Below are 22641 nucleotides of genomic sequence, written 5' to 3' on the forward strand. Positions count from 1 at the left end.
CTTCTATTGTATACGACTAGCCGCGATAAGGCGCTAGCGCCTCATTCAAGCCTTTTGTTTGCTCATAAACCTGCTGGTACACTTTGAAAATGCCTGCATAAGCAGCAACCGCTTCAGGCTGCGGCGAATACGAATCTGCATGCTTAACGAATTTATTCGCACAGGACTCCAAGCTGTCGAACCAGCCTGCACCATATGCAGCAAGCATCGCAGCGCCTAAACCAGGTCCTTGCTCATTCTCTAATGCGACAACCCTTGCATTGAAAATATCAGCCTGCATTTGCAGCCATACTGGGTTTTGCGCGCCGCCGCCGATCGAAATGATCGTATCGACCGTCTTGCCGGCGCTTCTAAACATATCGACTGACTCATTAAGCGAGAAAGTAATGCCTTCCATCACCGCACGAGCAAAATGAATGCGTTCATGTGAGCCGTCAACGCCGATAAAGCTTGCACGAATGAGCGGATCCGCATGTGGGGTGCGTTCGCCAACGAGATATGGCGTGAACACCAATCCGCCAGCTCCCGGCTTCACTGCACCTACACCTTCGAGCAATTGATCAAAGGATTCATTCGGAGCGAATGTTTTCTTAAACCAGCTCAAGCTGTAGCCAGCAGCAAGCGTAACTCCCATTGCATAAAAGGAGTCCTCTTTGCCGTGATTAAAGAAATGCACCTTGCCTGCAAAATCCTTCGTCTTATCATTCTCATAAGAGAGAATAACACCGGAAGTACCAATGCTGCAAAGCGTTAAACCTTCGGATAAAATACCTGAGCCAATCGCCCCGCATGCATTATCCGCTCCACCCGCGAACACCTTCGTCGTGCTTGGCAGCCCTGTGCTGTCAGCATACAGCGGCAGCAGCGTACCTACGAGTCCATGCGACTCAACAAGCGGTGGACAAAGTTCGGCCGGGATTCCAAACGCTTCAAGCACTTCTTCGCTCCATGCTTTGCCAGCCACATCAAGAAGAAGCGTTCCCGCCGCATCGGAGTAATCCATATGAAGCTCGCCTGTTAAGCGGTAGCGAAGATAATCCTTCGGCAGAAGGAACAGCTTTGCCTTTGCGAAGGCATCCGGCTCGTTCTCGCGAACCCATAAAATCTTAGGAAGCGTAAAGCCCTCCAAAGCTGGATTGCGAGTAATGCTAAGCAGCTTGTCTCCAAGCGTGCGTTCAATTTCACGGCATTGCGCCGTTGTACGCGTATCATTCCATAAGATAGCGTTGCGAACAGGATTTCCTTCACCGTCCAGCAGTACAAGTCCGTGCATTTGGCCGGAGAAGCTAATCCCTTCAATTGACTGGGCATCGATGCCTGCTGTTGATGTCAATTCACGCAAAGCCTCAACTGTACCTTCTACCCAATCATCTGCCCGCTGCTCGCTCCACCCGGAGTAAGCATGAAACAGCGGGTAGCTGCGGGAGACTTCCCCAGCTACCGTGCCATCACGGTCAACAAGCAGCACTTTAACGGCGCTCGTTCCTAAATCTATACCGATTACATAGCTCATTTGTCAGAGTCCTCCCGACTTAAACGCTGAAAATAACTTCGCTCAAGATAAGGCGGATTCGTTCTTGACGTCCGGACTCATTTTTAATTGGATTGTTTTGAAGCGCATATTGCTCAAGTGAAGCAAGCGTTGCTTTGCCGGAAACGATATCCGCGCCGATGCCTTCTTTAAAGCTGCGGTAACGGTTGTCAACGATGTTGTCGAGAATTTTCTCTTCCGTCAATTTGGCAGCTGCTTTCAAGCCCCAAGCGAAGCTGTCCATACCAGCGATGTGAGCAAGGAACAGATCATCCGTTTCGAATGATGCACGGCGAACCTTCGCATCGAAGTTAACGCCGCCGCGGCCAATGCCGCCAGCTTTCAATACTTCAAACATCGTTAGTGTAGTTGAATATAGATCGGTTGGGAATTCATCTGTATCCCAGCCAAGAAGAAGGTCGCCTTGGTTCGCATCAAGCGATCCAAGCATGCCGTTGATTGCAGCCGTACGAATCTCGTGCTCGAACGTATGGCCTGCAAGCGTAGCATGGTTCGCTTCAAGGTTAAGTTTGAAATGATCCTTCAAGCCGTATTTTTGCAAGAACGAAATCGTTGTTGCTGCGTCATAGTCGTACTGATGTTTAGTTGGCTCTTTTGGTTTCGGCTCGATCAGGAATTGCGCGTCGAAGCCAATTTCCTTCGCGTAAGCGATTGCCATATGATACAAGCGTGCTAGGTTATCAAGCTCAAAGCCCATGTCCGTGTTAAGAAGTGTTTCGTAACCTTCGCGGCCGCCCCAGAAAACATAGTTTTCCGCACCAAGCTCTTTACCCACTTCAAGACCTTTTTTCAGCTGCGCACCAGCATAAGCATAAACGTCAGCATTGCAAGTTGTGCCAGCGCCATGAACAAAGCGCGGATTCGTGAACATATTAACAGTGTTCCAAAGCAGCTTTTTACCGGAGGATTTCATATTGTCCTTCAATAAAGCTACGATAACATCAAGATTTTTGTTCGTTTCTTGCAGCGTTTCGCCTTCAGGTGCAATGTCCACATCGTGGAAAGCAAAGAAAGGAATATTCAATTTAGTCATGAATTCAAAGTTAGCTTCAACACGCGCTTTCGAGCGGTCAAGGCCTGTATATTGATCCCAGCCGCGAACCATAGTAGCTGATCCGAAAGGGTCCGAACCATTCGCATTAAATGTATGCCAGTAAGCAACTGCGAAGCGAAGATGCTCTTCCATCGTTTTGCCCATAATAACTTGGTTTGGATCGTAATGTTTGAATGCAAGCGGATTGTCTGAGCCCTTACCTTCAAATTGGATTGTGTTAATATTTTTAAAATAAGTCATCGTAATCAAAATCCTCCTTCATGGATTAGAAGTTTATGATAGTGCTTACATAAAGAATAACATGCCTCCACTTAGTTTGTCTATTAAACAAACTAAGTTTTTGTGTTAAAATAAATGCAGTACTTATTAGGCTTAGATGTCTCAAAATCCGCATCCCCATCTAGTAGGCTCTAGATTAGGCTTTTCATGATACAATAATAAATATTTTTATTTGGACGGAGGCACTCTTTTTTGAAAAGGAAACCAACAGGCGACTTAGCGCTCATCAAAAAAATAAATACAGCCATCGTGCTTGAAGCGGTGCTTGGTTATGCCCCGCTCTCTCGAGCTCAAATATCGGAGTTGACCGGATTAAACAAGGCGACTGTTTCCAGTCTCGTTCAGGATTTGATCGACACCCATCTCGTCGTTGAGAATGGTCCCGGACTATCCAGCGGCGGGCGCAAACCTGTCATGCTGCTCTTTAATGGTACGGCCGGTTATGCTGTCGGCATCGATCTTGGTGTCAATTATATTCGCGGCCTGCTCGTAGACCTCGAAGGCAATGTGATTGCCGAGCAGCAGCGCAGTCTGAAGCAGCAGGATGCTGATCATGTCATTGGGCAGTTAATTTCATGTATTGAGCTGCTTATTAATGATGCGCCAGAGAGCTCATACGGGATTGTCGGAATCGGCGTCGGCGTACCAGGTATCGTGGATGACAATGGCACGATTCTTTTTGCACCAAACTTAAAATGGCGACAAGTTGAGCTGCAGCAGCAGCTCGAAGAGCGCTTCAATCTTCCAGTTACGATAGACAATGAAGCAAATGCGGGTGCGCAAGGAGAGCAGAAATACGGCGCAGGACAAGGCATCGCTAACCAAATTTATGTCAGCGTCGGAATCGGTATTGGAACAGGCATTATTTTGAACAAGGAATTATATAAGGGCGCGTCAGGATTCTCGGGTGAGCTCGGCCATCTCTCGATTGAGTATGACGGCAAACCTTGCAGCTGCGGCAATCGTGGCTGTTGGGAGTTATATGCTTCGGAGAATGCTTTGCTTGAGAGTACAGCATCGTTAGGCTTTGAGAACTTGGAAGATCTGCTGCTTGCTGCAACAGCTGGAGATGAACGCGTTATCGCGCATATACGCTCGATTGGCGATTATTTAGGCGCAGGCATTGCTAATATCGTCAACGTATTTAATCCTGACGTTGTCATTATTGGCAACCGTATGAGCCGTGCTGCTCAGTGGCTGGAGCCAGCCGTACAAGCTGCCGTCGATCAGCGCACACTATCGTATCATCGCGAACGTATGCGAATCTTGTTTGCAGAGCTTCAAGAGCAGTCAGCTGTACGCGGCGCGGCATATTACGCGATTAGCACGTTTTTCACGAAGATTAAGAGCGGGCAGTAGCATCGTTATGCATTGCTGAACATTGTTTTTTTCTCATGGCCTGCAGCAGACTAACTCTGATGCAGGCTTTTTTTAACAGGACAGCATTACAATAATATTCACCCGGCTTGATCAGCTCCTTTTCGCCCCTCTTTATTTCTCTTTGCACGATACATCTTGGAAAATATGAAGTGCTCACATTTAGGTTTAGTACGGCTACTTAGGTTATTGTATGGCTGTAACTTTGATCAGTATTTTTAATCAGTTAATAGCTTCGATTTAATACCATCTTCTTTTAAATTGGTGTTTTAAATAAGCAATTTATTAATTTAAAAGTTAATTATAAAAGATTTAAATTAATTATTCATTGACAATTCGGTCTAATATTCATTAAAATCAATAATATAAGAACTTATTATTAACTTTTAAATTAACATAATGGAGGAATGAAAAATGGAACAGCAGCAAATCCCTCGCCCTGAATACCCAAGACCCCAGTTCACTCGAAATTCATGGCTCAATTTAAATGGTGAATGGCAATTCGAAATGGATCCTGGAAAAAGCGGTATCTCGCGCGGATTAAACCAAGACGAGCAAAAGCTAACTCAACGCATCATCGTCCCCTTTTGTCCAGAGAGCCGGCTGTCAGGCATTGGGCATACTGATTTCATTCCAGCCGTTTGGTACAAACGAAGCTTCAAGCTTCCTGACAACTGGAACGGCGGACATACAATATTGCATTTTGGAGCGGTAGACTACGAGGCTCAGGTGTGGGTTAATGGCAAGCATGTAGGCAAGCATCGAGGCGGTTACAGTTCTTTCTCATTCAATATTACAGATGCCCTCCAGCAAGGTGAAAATATGGTTACCGTATATGCCGAGGATGATACTCGCTCTGGCTTACAACCGCGCGGCAAGCAGAGCGGTACCTACCATTCACAAGGCTGCGACTATACCCGCACGACTGGCATATGGCAAACAGTTTGGCTTGAGCATGTGTCTGAAACATATATAGAATCTTGCCGTTTCGTTCCAGACCCGGAGAATAGCTGCCTGCATGTGACTGCCAAGCTGTCTGGCAACACAAAAGATGTACAGTTCCGATGTAATGCGCTGCTCGATGGCCTGTCCGTAGGAAAACAAACGGCAAACGCCGGCTCGATGTCCGTTTCATTAACGCTGCCCCTCTCTAAAATCAAATTATGGAACACCGATTCACCTGTTCTTTATGATCTTGAGCTTGAACTCATTCGAGATGGCGAAGTATTGGACTCAGCTTCTTCATATTTTGGTTTGCGTTCCATTCAATTGGATGGTAAGGCGTTCCGTATTAATGGCAAATCCGTATTCCAACGGCTCGTTCTTGATCAAGGCTTCTATCCTGAAGGCATTTATACAGCACCTACTGACGATGATTTAAAACAAGATATTGAAATGTCGCTCGCACTTGGTTTCAACGGTGCAAGATTGCATGAGAAAATGTTCGAGCCTAGATTCCTATATTGGGCAGATAAGCTTGGATATTTGGTTTGGGGAGAGCATGCTAACTGGGGTCTCGATATATCAACAGCTGCCAGCCTTGCTCAATTTCTACCGGAATGGATTGAGGGTGTGGAACGAGACTTTAACCATCCAAGCTTGATCGGATGGTGCCCATTTAATGAAACATGGGACTCATCGCGCGGCACTCGTCAAGATAATGACGTACTTCGCGTCGTTTATGAGACGACTAAAGCTATTGATCCAACGCGTCCGGTCATCGATACAAGCGGCAACTTCCATGTTGTAACGGACATTTTTGACGTCCACGATTATGATCAGAATCCTGTTACATTCAGGGAACGTTATCAGCCGCTTGCCGAGAAAGGCGAGGCGTGGGTTTCCTTCCCCGATAGACAAAGCTATAACGGCCAACCTTATTTCGTCAGTGAGTATGGCGGAATTTGGTGGAATCCTAACCAGTCCGATGAGAAAAGCTGGGGCTACGGGGATCGTCCACAAAGTGTCGAGCAATTTATTGAAAGATATGACGGCTTGACCAGTACTCTTCTTGAGAATCCTAATATGTTCGGGTTCTGTTATACACAGCTTTATGACGTGGAACAAGAAGTGAATGGGCTTTATACTTACGATCGACAACCGAAGTTTGATGTTGAACGAATTAAAGCGATCAACAGCAAAAAAGCCGCTATCGAGGATTAGTGCTCATTAGTCTCAAACATAAAACAGGCATGCTGCGATGGCAGCATGCCTGTTTTTATTGCTTTTCTACTTACAATTGACCTAATAACCCGCTCCATTATTGAACGCGATGTACGCCAACAATATCTAATGTTTGTCCATCGATCGTTATGTCTACTGATTTCGTTTTCACTGTGCCATTATTGTAGTAAGCAGAAAATGTGAATGTTAAGGTGCCTTTAGCAAGCTTTGTGAATGATGCATCCCAAAGCTCACCCTTCCAGTTGGTTTGCCCTGCGTTTAATGCGGTTAGAGACGTTTCGTAAGTATGCATATGCACCTCTACCCGATCCGCTTTTGTAGCCGTACCTGTAATGGTCGTATCTGCCTCCAGTATAAATTTCTCTCCCGCCCAAAATATCGAATAACCGCGCGGCGAATTCTCATCTCCTGATTGTTTTAAATTAAAAGCCTTACGATGCTGATCCCATAGCTCAGTATGCCGTACATAAGCATTGACATGTAGCGGCAGCACCTGCAACGTTTTGGTTACGCTAACCGGCTCAGCTATACCGTCGCTAACCGTTAGCTTCATACTCCAAAGCCCTACCGTTGTTAACCTCAGTGAAGGCCCTTTTACCGGATAGTTTGGACCATTAACGGTATAGAAATAGCTGTTCTTCACGCCGAGCGGACTTGTCAGCTCATAAGCAATCGTAAGCGTATTGCCATCAGCATCTGTCACATTCGATAGAAACGTTGTCATATCTCCTTCATATACAGGTTTGGGCGTCCAATCAAAGTCAGCCGTCGGAGGTCGATTGGTAACGAAATAAATATATTCATAATGCCCTTCATTGCCGGCAACGTCATAATCGATTATGGTAAGGCGATATGCTTGTCCAGAAATCAACCCAGCAACTTTGTATGATTGCTTAGAAAGTGCTAAAGGAATGCTGTATTCTATTTTACCGTCACCATTTAAATCAATATTCGTCACACTGCCGCTCGCGTTCACTTTTTGCAAATAGAAAGTGCGAGCAGCATGTCCCGAGGAAGGCTCGGCATCATAGAAGGTATTGAACTGAACCGTTACGGCCGTAGGTTCAACAGTAAGCTGTTCATTCACATCTGCAGGTTTAACCGTATCGACAAAGAAAAACCCGTTGCTTGAATACGGTCCCCATATATAGCTGTCGTTCGCTCTCGCTCTCCAGTAATGCAGCCCCTCAGCTAACGCAGGTGTTGTGTAATTATCAGCAGCCAAAGCTGAGTTTGTGTCCACTACCATAACACCGCTTGATGCTTTGAACACCTCATAGTCTATCGCTTTAATGGGGTGGTTCTCTGGATCAATCGTAAACGCGTGCAGCTGTGGGCGATTTGAGTTTGTATAAATAGGATTATTAGCATCTAGCCCGTTAAACGAAAGTAAATAGGTTTGCGGCGGGAGATCCAGCACAAAATATTTAATATTGCTTAAATTAGACCATACCCCTACTGAGTAAACCTGCCCTTGCACCTTAACGACGCGACCTGGAACGATGCTTTCCGCAAGCATAGGATACGTAAGTGCATTTCCTTCATGCTCAATATACAAGGCCGTTTCATTGTTATCGACATAGGTTAGTGTTAAACGATAACTTTCTTGCGGATCATTCTCCTTGTCATAATACGTCCATCGAATCGTCGGTTCTTTAATCAGCACCGTCGGTGTTGTTGGAGTCGTTCCAGCAGGTACCGTAATGGTCATAACAGGCTTCGTTTGGTTAACTGGCGGTATTCCGTCCTTATAGACTATCGATTGCCCCCAATAAGACCATGCTCCGTGTATATCTCGAACTTGCTCCTGTACAATCAGCTCCACTCCAGGGCGATTATAGTACTCCCGTTTCCCGACTGTCCATGTGCTTTGATCAGCCCATCGTGTACGGAATAACTTGTCTGATAAAATATGAGCAATATCAGGATCATAAGAGGTATCAAATGTTTCATAATCTAGTGCTTCACCTTCTGCAAAAACCTTGCCTGTAAACCTAACATCCGGCTGTGCGACCGGTCGTCGATGTACATAAAGCAGCTTTTTCACTGGCTCTGACCATTTGCTATAAGCAGAAAGACCAGGATTGTCTTTAGCACGGAAGGTGATTTCATATACCCCAGGTTTCTCTAGCTCGTTTATGGTTGATCCATACGTTTTTCCGCTATAAATGCTCAACCCTTCTGGATTTTCAAAGAAGTTTGGATTATGGCTGTAGCTCCACTCTTCTGCTCCCATTGGATCTTTTTCAACGTCATTGAATAGTTTCTCATAAGAGATCGGATCATTGACGAGAACAGAATCATAGGTTTGTTCGATGTAAGTGTCACCATAGTTCGTTTTCTTTACATTAGAGAATACAGCGTTGGATTGCCCAAGTGACATTAATCCCGCGTAGCCTCTTGTATACGTACCATCGGCAACCTCTAGTACTTTCGCATAATTCACATATACACGCTGAATGCCATTAACCGATTCTACTTTAATCGGATACGTGTTAAATGCAGTTCGTGTCATTGGTGTAGATTGCAATAATCTTTTCGCACCATTGACTACACGGAATAGCGACAGGGTGTTCTTGCTCCACTCCATTGCATACATATTTTTCTCATTCTGAATCTGAAAAGCAGCTCCGATAACCTTGTCGTTTCTTATATCACTTACATTTGCATGAAATTCTAAGGCGTAGTTTTTCATAGCACTTCCAACATCATAGAGCAGTCCGCCCCAATCGTCACTCGTAATTTCAACGGTATTTGCATCTATTTCCTTTAATGTTCCATTAGCGTTAGCTGAAACAAACGGCATGACATTTTTATCGTAAAAAACATAAATGGAGCCATCCGGTAAAATAGGTGTTGATGATGATCCTGATAGCTTTTGATTATTTCCTGGTTCTGCTCCGGAATATGGCGTCTGGGCAATGACACTATTGGTTGTTGCGTTATACAACGTGGCCCATATTTTTTTAGGTGCATCGGGATCACCCCAAGAGGTTCCCACAGGCATAAACACTGGATAAATAATCTGATCGTATTGATTGATAAATATTTTACCAAGGTTTGCACCATAATCTACACCTTGAAAACCGCCGTGTTGGTCTCCATAGTAATTAAAAAATGCATTATACGATTCGTGCGTTCTGCCTTGGGAATACGTCAATAAATTGGAAAAAACGATTGGATTTGCATTGGGTGCTACATCTGAATAACCTAATGGATGTGAACTTTCGTAACTGACAATCCTTCTTCCAAAAGCGCTCTTAAATATTTCTTCACCGTAATAGTTAGTACCGCTCTCAATTGCCTCAAACATAGTAGTACCTGTTTTACTGCTACCCATGGACACATAATTTACATAGACAAATCTTTTTGAATCAGATATGGAAGCCGCAGATAGTCCAATTGCACCCCCTACAGTAACGTTACGAGTTACACCATTTTTTTTCACTTGTACAACGAGACCTCTCACTCCTCCTAATCCAGAAGAATAGCGATCTTCAAAGTTATACGTAACGTACGTATCTCCGTTATCATCTTCGGTCAAGTTAATGTTTGAAATAAATCCACGATCCAAGTTCTCCCCTGGTGCTTCCCACACTAAGCTTTTCGTTTTTAAGGAGTATTTGAAAATTCGCAATTGATTATTGTAATTATAATTATATTGCTCAGGCACATCATACGAGAATTTACTAGCCACATACATATATTCGCCATCAGATGATATTTGGACAAGAGCCGGTCCAATTCCGCTGCCTAGTCCGCTAGGTGATGTTAAACTAGATTGCAAATTAATCGAATCAAGATATACACCATTTTTATCGTACCTCGCAATGACCGCTAAATACGGGTTGGCTGCATTTTGTCTTCTATCTGCAAAGTAAAATGTTTCATCTCCGCCAATTTCCATAAGTGTGAAATTGCTAGGTGTATCAAAATTAACCGTCCTCAAAAGCTCACCTGTAATTGAATTTCGTTCATAAAATGTATAGGGATAGTTAGGCAAGCTATAATTCTGACTATAAGAATATAGACGATTCCCACCGAAAACCTTGTTAAATATTATTTCTGAATTTGGCACACTCCAAGTGGGTTTAGCAACAATATCAGCAGCAAGCTGATATTTTGTTCGTGAGTTCGCTCCATTTCCTGAGTTCGGGTATCCAACTGAAAAGTTTGCGTACACTCCATTTTTTGTCGATAGTGTAGTAGCATCCGCTTTCCATGCCGCTTTTTGGGCATTTCCGCCTTTGTATGGCGTCTTAACCGTCCACGAACGGAAAATCGATTGTGTTGAGTAGTTCGTAACTGGTGGGCCGCTGTCTTCTCCCTGTCCTGGCTGCTGTGTAGTTCCAAACACGTTGAAGTTTGCAGACGGCTTGTAGTTCAGAATATCAGTAATGGCAATGCCCGAACTACCTTTTAACCCATAGTCTTCTGTCACGGTAGCACGATACTGCCTCTTCCCTACTTTAGAGTAATTGAGCGAATGCGTTGTTTTAAAAACTCCATTATATAAGGGTTTCCACGCTTCTTCCTCAAAGTTTCCATCACCATCTTGGTCATATCGCTCTTCGAGAAAAAGATGATTTAGAATATCGCCGTCAGGACTCTCTGCATCGATATAAAGCATGAATCCGTTACCTCGATATGATTCTTCAGGTGCTAGCACTTCGACTGTAGGTGGTGCATCAGGAATAACCTCCATAATTAAATCATCCCAATCACTAGCTCTTCCAGTCGTGTCATAAACCTTTCCTTCGATACTATATTCGCCTAAATTAGCAGGCGTTACGGTGAACCAACCATTTGTATAGGCTGCATCTCCTACTTTTTTATAGCGCATCTCCGACTTGCTAAAATCTATTTTTTCGCCTCTATCCTCTAATGGTGTATACGAGTTTAAAAGATTGTAAGGTCGCTCTAAAGGCCTTCCTTGTATCACACGCGTTATTCCCGATACGATGGCTACTGGTTTGGGATCGACAACCCGAAGCAATGCAGTATCCTTTTGCGATCCGCCAAATCCATCGGTTACGGTAATTTCAGCCGTATAAAACCCAGGATTTGAATAAGTCTTGTACAAAAACTCAAAGTCTGTATTATTTGGTAGTACTGCGCTCAAGTTGTTCGTGAATGTCCATGTGTAGCCGTTCAGTCCTTTTGACCGATTTATAAGCGAGGACTTTTCCCCTGCAATAATACTAGGAGGATCAAATTCTATATCCGCTTTCAAATCAGGCTTAGGTGTAGGTGTTGGCTCAGGAGTTGGCGTAGGGCTTGTGCTTGGATTTGGCGTTGCTTTATTTGCCACGTTTATTATCAGCTGCGCCCACTCCGAAACTTTTTTTGCGCTATTGGTGACACGCAGCTCAATTATGTATTTCCCTTCAGCAGCAAAATCTTTTGCTGTTGGTTTTGTTGCAATCGTTTTACCTGTTGGGTTTTTATATTTCCAATCTCGAATGGTGATAGATTCCTTGCCTGGCGAATAGGAGAGTTTGTCATCAAGCTTCGGCTCTGTTGCCGGCTTCATGGTTATTTCGGGGGTTGTTCGATGGTCTCCCTCTTTATGAGAGATGATAGCTATTGGAGTAGTGGGTTCGTTCTTTTTGTTGAATGCAATTTTAAAATCTTTGGTATTGTTATTTTCGTTTGATTCGATGACGGCTTCACCAAAATCAGTCTTCGCTGTGAAGGTCTTAATTCCGCTTGATGTAGAGGATACATTGACGGTAACTGTTTTGGTTTGTCCGGGTGGTATGTTTGAAATGATTTCTGATTTAATTGTTGTCCCAACTATACCTACCGTAAATGCTCCGCTACTTAACGTTTTACTTTTATTCTCTGAAGTAATTTTAATTGGTATAGAGTCGCCAACCCATGCATCTGCCGGATTGACTATTGCGCTAATGATAAGATCAGGTTTTGAGGGCGGTGGCGGAAGCGGTTCAGCTGGAATAGTAAAGATTTCATACCACCACGAATCATCAGGCTGCCATATATTCCACATTTGAACGACACCAGGAGAAAATTTTGTTCGAGCTTGCTGTATTATGACATAGTCTAAGAGTGTATCCCCCGTCCAGCTCGTTCCTTTTAATTTATTGTAACTTTCTAAAAATGTTTTTGAATGACCATACGGATCTATTATTTCTTTCATCCATTGTGCTGCATCAGGATTACTATTAAGCACTGTCGATTCCCTTATATTTTTTGATTTTCCTACACTAGTGTCCCATGGTGTCTTTACCCAATTCTTCGCCACACTTTTGGTTGCATTTGAATCACTTTCAAACATCCAGTTTCGATATAGATTTCCTTCATAATCCCAACCAAGATAACGAGATTGTCCCTTTTTTTCATCTTGCACTAATTTGTCAACATCTGATGGACAACCATAAACTATAACACTTGAACCAATGTTGGATTGATTTAATAAAAATTTTTCGTTTAAAGCACCTTTAGAGTTTTTCAACGGTATATTATAAAAATCAATATATTCTTGCGCCAAATCGCTATATTTAGCTGGTGCTGGACAATTCGTAGCTGCACTAACATGTAGAGGGAATGAAGTTATGAAAACCACAAAACATAAAGCTATGATAAGTAAATTCTTAACGACTTTCATTATAAAACTCACCCACCAATCCAAAAGGATACCCCTGTATCATCTGAACCTTTATATACAACAAAACTTCTTCCATCGTAAGTCGTTTCTATTTCATCCGTAGCGTCCCCGGCTTTAGAACTATCCACTTTAAGATAGTTACTATAGGCTTTTTCAAATGATATAGGATAATAATATTTTAAAATATCTTTGACAAATTCTTTTACATCCGCTGAACTTTCAAAAGTGTTAAGTGTAGTTCTTTTTAATTCAGCCTTATATTCAATTGTCACTTTATTATCTTGAAATGTATCCGTTCCTTTAAGGTTAATTAGAATGGTTTGATTTCTACCATAAGTCGTATTCCCCTTAAAACTAGGTAAACTCTGAATCAATGTATTCAACTCTTCCTTCGTCTTCGGATAAGCCACCGGCTTCCCATTCTTCGCCATCAACGTATTCAGAATCATCACCACTGCCTCAGCACGAGTTGCATTCTTCTCTCCGCCCATCGAACCATCAGGATAACCCTTCATAATCTCCAGTTTTTTTGCCACAGCCAAATAACCTGACTTTACGCCTTCGGCATCTTTGCCTAGCGCACGGATCGTCATACGCGCGATCTCTTCTCGCGTAATCATACGATTTGGATCAAATGTATTTTCAGGATAGTCGCCAACCTTAATAATCGATTGTTTTAAACCCGTAGCAATATAAGTTCGGAACCAACCCGTATCATCAACAAAAGGCGTATCTGTATCTTCCACTTTCACCTTCATCGCCATCGCAATCGACTTCAAAAACTCTGCACGCGTCATGTTCGCATTTGGCTTAAATGTTTTTGCATCATAACCATTAATCCATCCTTGGTTAATAGCCGTCGCAATTTCATCCTTTGCCCAATGCGTTTTTGTATCTGTAAAAGCAACTGCTGCCGCAGCTGTCTCCGTATTTATCAGAAACGTCACCAATAACGTAATTGCGAGCAAGATTTGTCCTATTTTCCGCATATTTAACCACTCCATTTATTAGGATGATAAAAATTCACCAGCGATAAAAAAACATTTTTAACACATTTTTTTACAGCAGCTTCATAATCATTCTTCTTGCCTGTCTCTTTCCCCTTCTTTTCTTATCCCCTTTCCCTCCACTATTTCCCGTATTTCGACAACATTCCTTCCCCCATCAGCAGGCAACTCTCCCAAGAAACACTGCTGAAGCAACGCAAAAAAAGCACGCCCCTCCCTCTACCGAGGGAATAAGCGTGCTTCGCTATCCTACATATCAACTACAGCAAATGTTACTTCACACCGGAGAATCTGTCAATAACCCGCAGCCAACTAAGAACTAGACTGAACAACAAGCGGTTTATGCTTGAACAACGGAACAAGGAGCAGCATTCCCAAAAACATAATCGATCCTGCGACGCAATAAATGCCGACGAGCGGAAACACCGTTTTGAGCTGTCCGGCAACAAGCGTCATAATAACCATCATCCCCATAAACATCGGGGTAAGCACGCCATTGACCCGTCCCGTATAGGACTCCTCCGAATATTGCAAAATCATTGTGCTAATACCGATTTGAATCATCGGGAAGCCTAAACCGCTAATAAATTGCAGCACTAATGTAATGGGTATGCTTGTTGATAAGCCTACACCAATCATACAAAGCGAGCTCATTAATAGGCCAATTGCGAGCAGCTTTTGCGGAGCTACTTTTTTGGCTATAACCATGACAGCCCCGCCGCCAACCAGCATCGCTATCCCGTTAACCATCAGAATATATTGCAAAAACTCCTTAGGCTGACCCAGACGTTCAAGCACGATGAACAAGCCAAGCGTCTGGGCAATTCCTACTGCCGTACCCGCTAGTGCAAACGTACCTCCAAGTGCTTTCAAGACTGGACTGCGCCATACATACTTGAATCCATCCTTGAACTCTTTCCAGAAATGCTTCTCCAATGCAGCGTCTGTTTTCTCCACTTCACGATCACGCGGAATTCTGAACAAAACGACAGCGGAGAGCAAGAACGCTACGCCCATGACTCCAATGGAAACTTCGATGCCGAACTTTTGATACGATATGACACCAAGTGACGGACCAAGCACCATGAATATCGCCATAAGCGATTGGAACATCGCCATCGCCGATTGCAATTGCTCTGCCGGAATATGCTGCTTAAACAGCTTCATCGCAGAGGGCTGTGAAAATTGTGATAGGATTGCCGATACAAACGTTGCAAAATACACCATATGCCATGAACCGTAAAGCAATGTAATCAGTACAACAAACACAGATAACGCTGATAAAAAGTCACACCAAATCATCGTGAGCCGCGGCTTCCAGCGATCTGCAAACGTTCCTCCGATGAACGAGAACACGAAAATCGGTAAAAATTCCACGAAGCCCATCAAACTAATCGCAAACGGGTCCTCGTTCGTCTTGTCTGTCACATACATTAGAATAGCGAAGTTCCTTACCCAAATTCCAATTTGAAGCAATACGTTTGAAAATATAATCGTTTGAAAAAACTTGTTTCGAAGCAAACTTTCTCCCGCTCCTGTTACTTCTTTAGCAGACATTTCAATCAGCACTCTCCCTCAACCAAAAAATGATTTATTTCTCCACCTTCTCGGCAGGGCCATGATAACCCTTTTCACCATAAGGCTGCAGCTTCTCGGCCCATAGCTCCTTTAAATCGTTGACTTCTCTGTTGTATTGCCGCACCATGTCAACGGGCTGACGGCCTTCCGGGTCCAATACGTCTTTATAATCATAACGAATCTTTTGTTCCAATTTAACGGTCTCTAGAACGAGAAAAGAAAAGTTTTCGCCGCCAAATTGCTTCCATTCCTTCTGTAGCTCCTTATTCGCATGACCATTCATATTCAGTACAAACTGCTCTTTTCCCCAAAGGGCATCTAAATTAGTGGAGCTTCCTAAATAAATTTTTCCGTTCACATTATTTTTGATCTGAAAAACACCCATCTGCCGCTCACGCTCTTGATATTCAGCTGTCAGCTGCTTCCTCTTTGCCTTATCCATTTTTGGTTCACCCTTTCGTTCTTCCTCTTGCTCCTGCACTTTGGCCTGAGCTTTCTGTTTATCCGTTTTTCCTTGCTTGCCTTTAGCAGATTTCTTTTGGGCTGTCATTTGCTCAACCTGCTCGGTCGACCCACTCTGTTCAAGCTCATTTTTCTTAATTCCTGAACCCTTCACCCAATACACTTTGCCATCATCTTTACGATCCAAGTAGCCATAATCGATCAGATAGCGGCGCAGTGTTGCATAATCTTCTTCCCAAAAAGAAATTAACCGCTCATTCACTTCTTTCTCTGTATAGCGGACTCCGCTTTTGAAATAAGAGGCAATATGACGCAGCACTGCTACTTTACGTTTCTCCTTGCGCGGAAATGAGGCGAGTGGACCTTCAGGACCATCTGGAAAATATTGCTTCAAAAGATCTGCGTATTCATCCTCTGTAATTGCATAACGTTCATCGATTTGTGTAGCCGTCCGATGTACAGGCACGAATCGCGGAGCAGCAGTGTTGCCATGGTCCATCATTTCAATAATCGCGAGCAGCAGCTTTGCTTGCTTGGCCTTTTCCTTCAGCACGAAACGATGATTTCGAATGGTCGAAGCGCTGCCTATACCAGTACGGCTCATCATCTCGTTGTCAGTCAGCTGATCGGCAAAACCTTGAATAAGCTCCTTCTGCAAGTCGGTCAGACCCGTCTGCCGCTTATCCAGCTCAAGTAAATAATCAAGCATGGAGCCATGCTCCTGCTGCACATGATAGGCTGCATATTTACGCGCCTCATACCAGCGTCCAGACTGCTCATCCCGAAAAATCTCTCCATCCTCAAAGCTTTCTCCGCAAATGAGGCAATAATAAAATCCTTCCGCTTCCTCATATACATAACCTTGCTTCAGTTCTTCTAGCGACGCCGACCAAAATCGTTCCTCAGTAACCATTTATCTAAACACCTCTCAATAACGTTTGCTTATTTTATAAACATTATATAATTATGTTTGGTTTTTATCAAATATTATTTTCAACAAAAAAAGTCGCCTTAAGAAAATATCCTTAAAGCGACTATTCTGTCATTCCTATTCGAGTTACACCGATTCTTTCCTATCCTTTGGCAGCATAAGCGCCAGCAAACCCATTAGCGGTAACACGCTGCAAGCGACCATAACAAAACTGAGTGAACGGGCGTCCGCCAAATATCCGAGAACAACCGCACCAAGTCCACCCATTCCAAAAGCAAGACCCGTTATAAGCCCTGAAGCCGTGCCTACCTTGCTGGGCATTAGCTCCTGCGCGTACACGACGCTGACCGAGAAGCCCGATTGCAAAACAAAACCAAGCACTACGATTACTGGATATACCCAGGCTAGAGGCAGATGCGGCAGAATGAGAGCGAATGGTGCTGCACCTAGAATGGAAATCAGCATCATTTTTTTGCGTCCGATCCGATCCGCCAATATGCCACCAAGAAAGGTACCAGCAACACCAGCTGCCATAAATAGAAACAATGGAATCTGTGCTTGCTTAATCGTCAGATGATAGGCTTCCACCACATAAAACTGATAAAAGTTACCGATCGCTGCAGCATACCAGGATCGTGCAAATACGATCACGAACAAGATAGCAAGTGCAAACGCAACAACCTTGGGTGCAAGAGCGGGCTTCGCGCTGCCTGCCGCTTTGCGCTGCATTTTGCCATCATGTACAGCTAACTGCGTCTTATACCAAGGAACGACTTTCGTCAAAATAATAATGGCTGTAGCAGCAAGCAATGTCCCCCATATAGCACCCTTCTGTCCAAACGGCAGGAAGATCAGCATCGTCATCAACGGGCCGAGCATTTGACCAAAATTACCGCCAACCTGATAGATCGACTGGGAGAAAGCTCTGCGATTGCCTGCGGCCAAATGCACAACCCGAGAGCCCTCCGGATGGAACACGGCTGAGCCAAGCCCCACAAACACAACCGCGAGCAGCACCAAGTAGAAGTTCGATGCGAAGGCTAAGCCAACCATCCCGAGCATGCTGGCACACATCCCGACAGGAAGCATCCAAGGCGCGGGTCTCTTATCCGAGATCAAGCCCACAACAGGCTGCATAACGGATGAAGTCATATTGAGCGTAAAAGCAATCCAGCCGATTTGTGCCAAGCTTAACCGTAGAGATTGCTCCAATACGGGAAACAGCGCGGATACAACCGACTGCATCATATCATTCATGAGATGAACGGAGCTGATGCAAATGAGTATCGAGTATACAGTAGCTGATTTTATCGCTTCTTTATTGATTTTTCTCGTTTCTTGCTGTGCAGACATGTTTAGTAGGACCTGCCTTTCTTAACGAAAAACACTCGTTCCCCTCAACGAAACGAGCAGCAAGCATGAACTAAGCTATTGCAAACTTCATGCACACAGGACTAGGCAGCTCTAGCTCCGAATCCAGCTTGGACAGCAGCCCACTTTCCGCATTTACTGAGAATACAGTAATATTGCCTGTCTTCTGATGAGCAACGAGTAAATGATCGCCGCTTGGCGTAAGGACAAAATTTCGCGGTGACTCTCCGCCGCAATCGATATGCTGAATAAGCGAGAGCTGTCCGTTTCCTTGATCCACTGCAAATACAGCAATACTATTATGACCACGGTTAGAGCTGTACAAAAAGCGTCCCGAAACTCCTAAATGAATATCCGCTGAATCGTTATATCCATTGTAGTCCGCTGGCAATGCTGATATCACCTGGTTTGCTGTTAATGCGCCCAGTTCCGCATCCACATCAAATTGTGTAATCGTCGAATCCAGCTCATTCATCACGTAGCCTGTTTTTAAATGAGGATGGAAAATCAAGTGACGTGGACCAGCACCACGGTGGACCTTGCTAATCCCATGAGGAATAAGCGAGCGCCGTTCCTCATCATAGCGATAAATAACGATCGCATCGATACCCAAATCGACTGCACATACATAAGAAGAACCAAACGGAATGATGCAATGAGCATGCGGTGCATCCTGCCTTGCTGCGTTTGGTCCGAGCTCACCAGCATTTTGCTGAACAGATGTTGCCGCCTCCAGCCCGCCATCAGCCTTAATCGGTAATAATGCAACGTTTCCGCCTGTATAATTGGCAGCTAAGAGCACCTGCCCCGCTTTGTCCGTGCTAATGTAGCAAGGATGAGCGCCATATGTAAGCAAGCGGTTGCCTGTAGGTTTCAGCAAGCCCGTTGCTTTATCAATCTCAAACGAAGCGACTGAGCCACCGCTGGCATCACCGGTTACTTCAGTTTCACTAGCCGCATATAAGCTGCCGCCATTTGGATTTAAAGTCAAATAAGAAGCGTTTTCGAGCCCGCTAAGATGCTGCAATATCGTTAACTCACCTGTCGTTTCGTCAAACGCACACACATGAATCGTTGATTCCTCCGCTGTTCCATATGACCCGATATAAAGGATATTTATGGGTGTCGGTTGTTCCTTTAAATTGCTCATTTTTTACCCTGCCTCTCTGACTTTTTGGCTTTACAGTGACCATAGCATAAGCGGCTTCATCAAACAATGTCTTTTTTTTATAAAAGACTTCACAAATACTATTGTGACATGTTACAATGTAAGCGCTAACAAATTCAGCGATTCACATTTCTAAAGGGGGAATTGAGATGATGAATGTTGTAATGAGCGAACGGAATGTGTATGAGGATTTCGATTTGGAGACGGACGTGCTCTATTTCAAGCTCGGTATGCAAGGACTCGTTAGCTTCCATGGCAGAAACTATAATATAAAGAGACGAATGACTGCCGAACAGATTAGCCAGTTGACTAACGAACACAGCTTCTATCAAGTCAGCTCTAATTGCTACATCAATATCGGAAAAATCAAGACGATTGATGCTGGTACGATTTATTTTGACTCCGAAATAACAGACTCTAAGCAAGTAACCGTAAATCGCCGCAAGCAATTCGTCATCCAACAGCTGTTTTCACAGCGTGCTTCAAACAAAGAATATCGGATAACAAAATAGTTGTACATACAACCGCCCCATTTTTCGCTATTATCGGAATAGGGCGGTTGTTTGTTGTCTACTGTCCTGCTATTCTAAAGTTGAATATTATTATATTTTTCGCACAAATGAAGTCAATTATTAATCACTTTTAGGAGGACTACCATGTCTACGCAAGGACAAGCATTTGAAAAATTATTTCATGATGAGCAAGCTGTATGGCTGCAATGGGGCGCATATGAAGCAGCTGTATTGCCAGCAGTTGGTGCCAATCTTATTGCGTTTCGCGATAAAGCAAACAACTATACCTTCCTTCGCGAACCATCCCTAGAGGAAATGGATAGCTTCAGAGAGAATCCGGGCATTCACGGCATCCCAGTTCTGTTCCCTCCAAACCGTTATGAAGATGGTACTTTTACATGGAACGGCAGAACGTATAACTTTCCAGTTAACGAAGCAAAAACGGGCAACCATTTGCACGGATTTTTCCATACAGCAGCTTGGAGTGTCGAGGATTTTGGGACAAACAAAACGGAAAGCTACGTATCGCTCAAAATTTCAATCGATGAAAGCCACCCGATCTACACGTATTTGCCGCATCGCTTCACCATTAAACTTCGTTATGCATTAAATGATACTGGTCTACTGCAGCATGTATCGGTACATAATGAAGGAACGGACGCTATGCCTTGCTTGATCGCTTTCCATACAACGATCAATGCTCCGTTCGCAGCGAATAGTACAGCAGATGATTACCGCTTCACGCTAACAACCGGCAAACGCTGGGAGCTTAACGAGCGTATGCTGCCAACAGGCAATTACCAGACGCTAGTTGCAGACGAGGAAGCCATGAAAACAACAGGCATCTCCCCATTCTGGGAGCCGATGGATAATCACTACACAACCGAGCCGCAAAATGGCCGCAACGCGATGGAGCTGACCGATACACGCAATGGCGTAACATTAGTCTACGATATTGGAACGGCTTACAAGCAGTGGATGATTTGGAACAACAACGCTACGCCAGGCTTCTTCTGTCCGGAGCCGCAGCTGAATCTCGTCAATGCGCCAAATGTGAACTTGCCAGCTGAGCAAATCGGGCTTGTCTCACTTGAGCCGGGCGGCATTTGGGAAGAAACGAGCCGCTTGTACGTTAGAAAATAGGAACTGATCAAAGGATAGCAGCCATTGCGCTGCTATCTTTTTTTTTATGTAGAAATTGATTTTTAACGAAGCCGAATCATTTTTTCCATCCAAATACAGGACAGGAGTGACTATTGTCGAGAAAGGCTGTAAAATGTAAGCATCAGCCCCTCTTATGTCGAAAACTGAAGGGAGAATATGATGCGGCAATCATTATGGAAAGCACTTGTCATTACAAGCTTCTTATCCTTTATTCTCATCATCATTCCACAACCAACTGTCCACGCAGGTTTAATTGATCGAATCAAAGACATTTACAATACACCTGAGAAAATAAGCGAGCTTCAGCAGCAGTATATTGAAGCCACAGAAGCACTTGCTGAGCAGCAGCAGCAGCTTGAGGAATCCGCAAAGGCTGCGGCAGAATATGCGCTTAAGCAAAAGGAACTGCTTGAACAAAACAATCAGCTTATCGCGCAAAATGCCGAGCTGCAAGCCGAGATGGATCGCATGAAGCAGGACAAACAATCGTTTATAAGCAAGCTTATTAATACTGTCATTATAATCGCAGCTGTTTTTGTTGCTTATATCGTATCCCTGAGAGTTTGGCGTTATGTCGTATGGCGCAAGCAGCGCAGCACAAGCAGTAGAGACAGCAAAGGCAGCAGAGGAATTAGCGGATGAAAATAACCGTTCCTGCCCAAGTCGGCCATGTGCATCTCACCCTTGATACTGCGGACAAGCTTCATGTTCTGCATCCAAAATCAATCATCGCCTTCCAAGGCGATCCGCAAAATCGCGAGGATCGTTTCATGGATTTGGCTGGCATGTATCGCAAGAAACGCTGGATTCGCTCCCTTATTTCTGGACCGGCCGAATTCATTGTCGGCTTGCCTGCAGGCTGCTCGCTCGAAACGCTGCACATCGATGAGAAAAGCGACTTGCTGTTCGATTTCAGGCATATTATCTTTTTCTCGGACGGCATGAAGCTAAAGTCTGTCGTGCAGAAGCTCAAAAACGCATGGATTACGAAGGAATTTGTGCGAATGCGATTTTCCGGACCAGGCTTGCTCGGAATCATTACCGCTGGAGATGTGAAATCCATTCAGCTCCATCCGGATCGTCCTTTGTATGTTGAGACTGGAGCACTCGTCGCATATCCAGAGCATGCTTCCATCCAGCTGTCCGTTTACGGCAACAAGCTCGCAAGCCAGCATATGAATGTGCAGTGGGAAATTCGCGGCACCGGTCCAGTACTTATCCAAACAGGCTCCCGCGATGCCGAACTGGAGGAGCAGCTGCAAAACGGCGGCTTTATCAAAAGAATTCTTCGCGAAGTGCTGCCGTTTGGCGGCATCTATATCAAATAAAACAGAGGCCAGCCGACCGTCAGCAGACGGAAGACAAGCCTCTTTT

At 44.3% G+C, this 22641-nt stretch carries 14 protein-coding genes; 6 read left to right on the top strand and 8 right to left on the bottom strand.

What is annotated here, in order from left to right:
- Positions 1–16 precede the first annotated feature (16 nt).
- Both xylB and xylA read right to left on the bottom strand, forming a co-directional pair.
- Positions 17–1513, bottom strand: a complete 1497-nt coding sequence (xylB, locus tag MHH56_RS26550; RefSeq protein ID WP_339204639.1) for a xylulokinase — start codon at positions 1511–1513, stop codon at positions 17–19.
- Positions 1514–1532: 19 nt separating this feature from the next.
- Positions 1533–2846: a xylose isomerase gene (gene xylA / locus MHH56_RS26555; protein WP_076268964.1), complete on the bottom strand. Its 1314-nt coding sequence runs from the start codon at positions 2844–2846 to the stop codon at positions 1533–1535.
- 231 nt (positions 2847–3077) lie between these two features.
- Between xylA and MHH56_RS26560 the strand changes: the two genes are divergently transcribed.
- Both MHH56_RS26560 and MHH56_RS26565 read left to right on the top strand, forming a co-directional pair.
- On the top strand, positions 3078–4244 hold the full coding sequence (locus tag MHH56_RS26560) for an ROK family transcriptional regulator (protein ID WP_339204640.1): 1167 nt from the start codon (positions 3078–3080) through the stop codon (positions 4242–4244).
- A gap of 432 nt (positions 4245–4676) precedes the next feature.
- The gene (locus MHH56_RS26565) at positions 4677–6425 is read left to right on the top strand and encodes a sugar-binding domain-containing protein (protein WP_339204641.1); all 1749 of its coding nucleotides are present in this window, start codon (positions 4677–4679) and stop codon (positions 6423–6425) included.
- A gap of 97 nt (positions 6426–6522) precedes the next feature.
- Here the strand turns inward: MHH56_RS26565 and MHH56_RS26570 are convergent, their stop codons facing one another.
- From MHH56_RS26570 to MHH56_RS26595, 6 genes are all read right to left on the bottom strand, one after another.
- On the bottom strand, positions 6523–12816 hold the full coding sequence (locus MHH56_RS26570; RefSeq protein ID WP_339204642.1) for a CARDB domain-containing protein: 6294 nt from the start codon (positions 12814–12816) through the stop codon (positions 6523–6525).
- 266 nt (positions 12817–13082) lie between these two features.
- Positions 13083–14063: an S-layer homology domain-containing protein gene (locus MHH56_RS26575; protein ID WP_339204644.1), complete on the bottom strand. Its 981-nt coding sequence runs from the start codon at positions 14061–14063 to the stop codon at positions 13083–13085.
- Between the two features lie 330 nt (positions 14064–14393).
- Positions 14394–15638 (bottom strand): MFS transporter, encoded by a 1245-nt coding sequence (locus MHH56_RS26580; RefSeq protein WP_339204645.1) that lies wholly within the window; start codon positions 15636–15638, stop codon positions 14394–14396.
- A 34-nt stretch (positions 15639–15672) separates the two neighbouring features.
- Entirely contained in the window at positions 15673–17034 is a 1362-nt protein-coding gene (locus MHH56_RS26585; protein WP_339204647.1) for a DUF2087 domain-containing protein, read from the bottom strand.
- A gap of 144 nt (positions 17035–17178) precedes the next feature.
- Positions 17179–18405 (bottom strand): MFS transporter, encoded by a 1227-nt coding sequence (locus MHH56_RS26590; protein ID WP_339204648.1) that lies wholly within the window; start codon positions 18403–18405, stop codon positions 17179–17181.
- A 70-nt stretch (positions 18406–18475) separates the two neighbouring features.
- The gene (locus tag MHH56_RS26595; protein ID WP_339204650.1) at positions 18476–19573 is read right to left on the bottom strand and encodes a lactonase family protein; all 1098 of its coding nucleotides are present in this window, start codon (positions 19571–19573) and stop codon (positions 18476–18478) included.
- Between the two features lie 167 nt (positions 19574–19740).
- Between MHH56_RS26595 and MHH56_RS26600 the strand changes: the two genes are divergently transcribed.
- The 4 genes from MHH56_RS26600 to MHH56_RS26615 all read left to right on the top strand — a co-directional run bounded on the left by MHH56_RS26600 (position 19741) and on the right by MHH56_RS26615 (position 22595).
- The gene (locus MHH56_RS26600) at positions 19741–20103 is read left to right on the top strand and encodes a LytTR family transcriptional regulator DNA-binding domain-containing protein (RefSeq protein ID WP_339204652.1); all 363 of its coding nucleotides are present in this window, start codon (positions 19741–19743) and stop codon (positions 20101–20103) included.
- A gap of 144 nt (positions 20104–20247) precedes the next feature.
- Positions 20248–21246 (top strand): aldose 1-epimerase, encoded by a 999-nt coding sequence (locus MHH56_RS26605; RefSeq protein ID WP_339204653.1) that lies wholly within the window; start codon positions 20248–20250, stop codon positions 21244–21246.
- 177 nt (positions 21247–21423) lie between these two features.
- Positions 21424–21909: a hypothetical protein gene (locus tag MHH56_RS26610; protein ID WP_339204654.1), complete on the top strand. Its 486-nt coding sequence runs from the start codon at positions 21424–21426 to the stop codon at positions 21907–21909.
- Positions 21906–22595, top strand: coding sequence for an AIM24 family protein (locus MHH56_RS26615; protein WP_076268977.1), 690 nt, complete (start codon positions 21906–21908; stop codon positions 22593–22595). The genes MHH56_RS26610 and MHH56_RS26615 overlap by 4 nt, the downstream gene beginning before the upstream one ends.
- The last annotated feature ends 46 nt before the right edge of the window (positions 22596–22641 follow it).

Origin of the sequence: Paenibacillus sp. FSL K6-3182 (assembly GCF_037976325.1) — a bacterium.
Lineage (GTDB): Bacteria > Bacillota > Bacilli > Paenibacillales > Paenibacillaceae > Pristimantibacillus.

Bases quoted from the DNA above. Each gene is read 5' to 3' on its own strand.
- xylB (WP_339204639.1), bottom strand. From the start codon at position 1,513: ATGAGCTATGTAATCGGTATAGATTTAGGAACGAGCGCCGTTAAAGTG.
- xylA (WP_076268964.1), bottom strand. From the start codon at position 2,846: ATGACTTATTTTAAAAATATTAACACAATCCAATTTGAAGGTAAGGGC.
- MHH56_RS26565 (WP_339204641.1), top strand. From the start codon at position 4,677: ATGGAACAGCAGCAAATCCCTCGCCCTGAATACCCAAGACCCCAGTTC.
- MHH56_RS26575 (WP_339204644.1), bottom strand. From the start codon at position 14,063: ATGCGGAAAATAGGACAAATCTTGCTCGCAATTACGTTATTGGTGACG.
- MHH56_RS26580 (WP_339204645.1), bottom strand. From the start codon at position 15,638: ATGTCTGCTAAAGAAGTAACAGGAGCGGGAGAAAGTTTGCTTCGAAAC.
- MHH56_RS26585 (WP_339204647.1), bottom strand. From the start codon at position 17,034: ATGGTTACTGAGGAACGATTTTGGTCGGCGTCGCTAGAAGAACTGAAG.
- MHH56_RS26590 (WP_339204648.1), bottom strand. From the start codon at position 18,405: ATGTCTGCACAGCAAGAAACGAGAAAAATCAATAAAGAAGCGATAAAA.
- MHH56_RS26595 (WP_339204650.1), bottom strand. From the start codon at position 19,573: ATGAGCAATTTAAAGGAACAACCGACACCCATAAATATCCTTTATATC.
- MHH56_RS26600 (WP_339204652.1), top strand. From the start codon at position 19,741: ATGATGAATGTTGTAATGAGCGAACGGAATGTGTATGAGGATTTCGAT.
- MHH56_RS26605 (WP_339204653.1), top strand. From the start codon at position 20,248: ATGTCTACGCAAGGACAAGCATTTGAAAAATTATTTCATGATGAGCAA.
- MHH56_RS26610 (WP_339204654.1), top strand. From the start codon at position 21,424: ATGATGCGGCAATCATTATGGAAAGCACTTGTCATTACAAGCTTCTTA.
- MHH56_RS26615 (WP_076268977.1), top strand. From the start codon at position 21,906: ATGAAAATAACCGTTCCTGCCCAAGTCGGCCATGTGCATCTCACCCTT.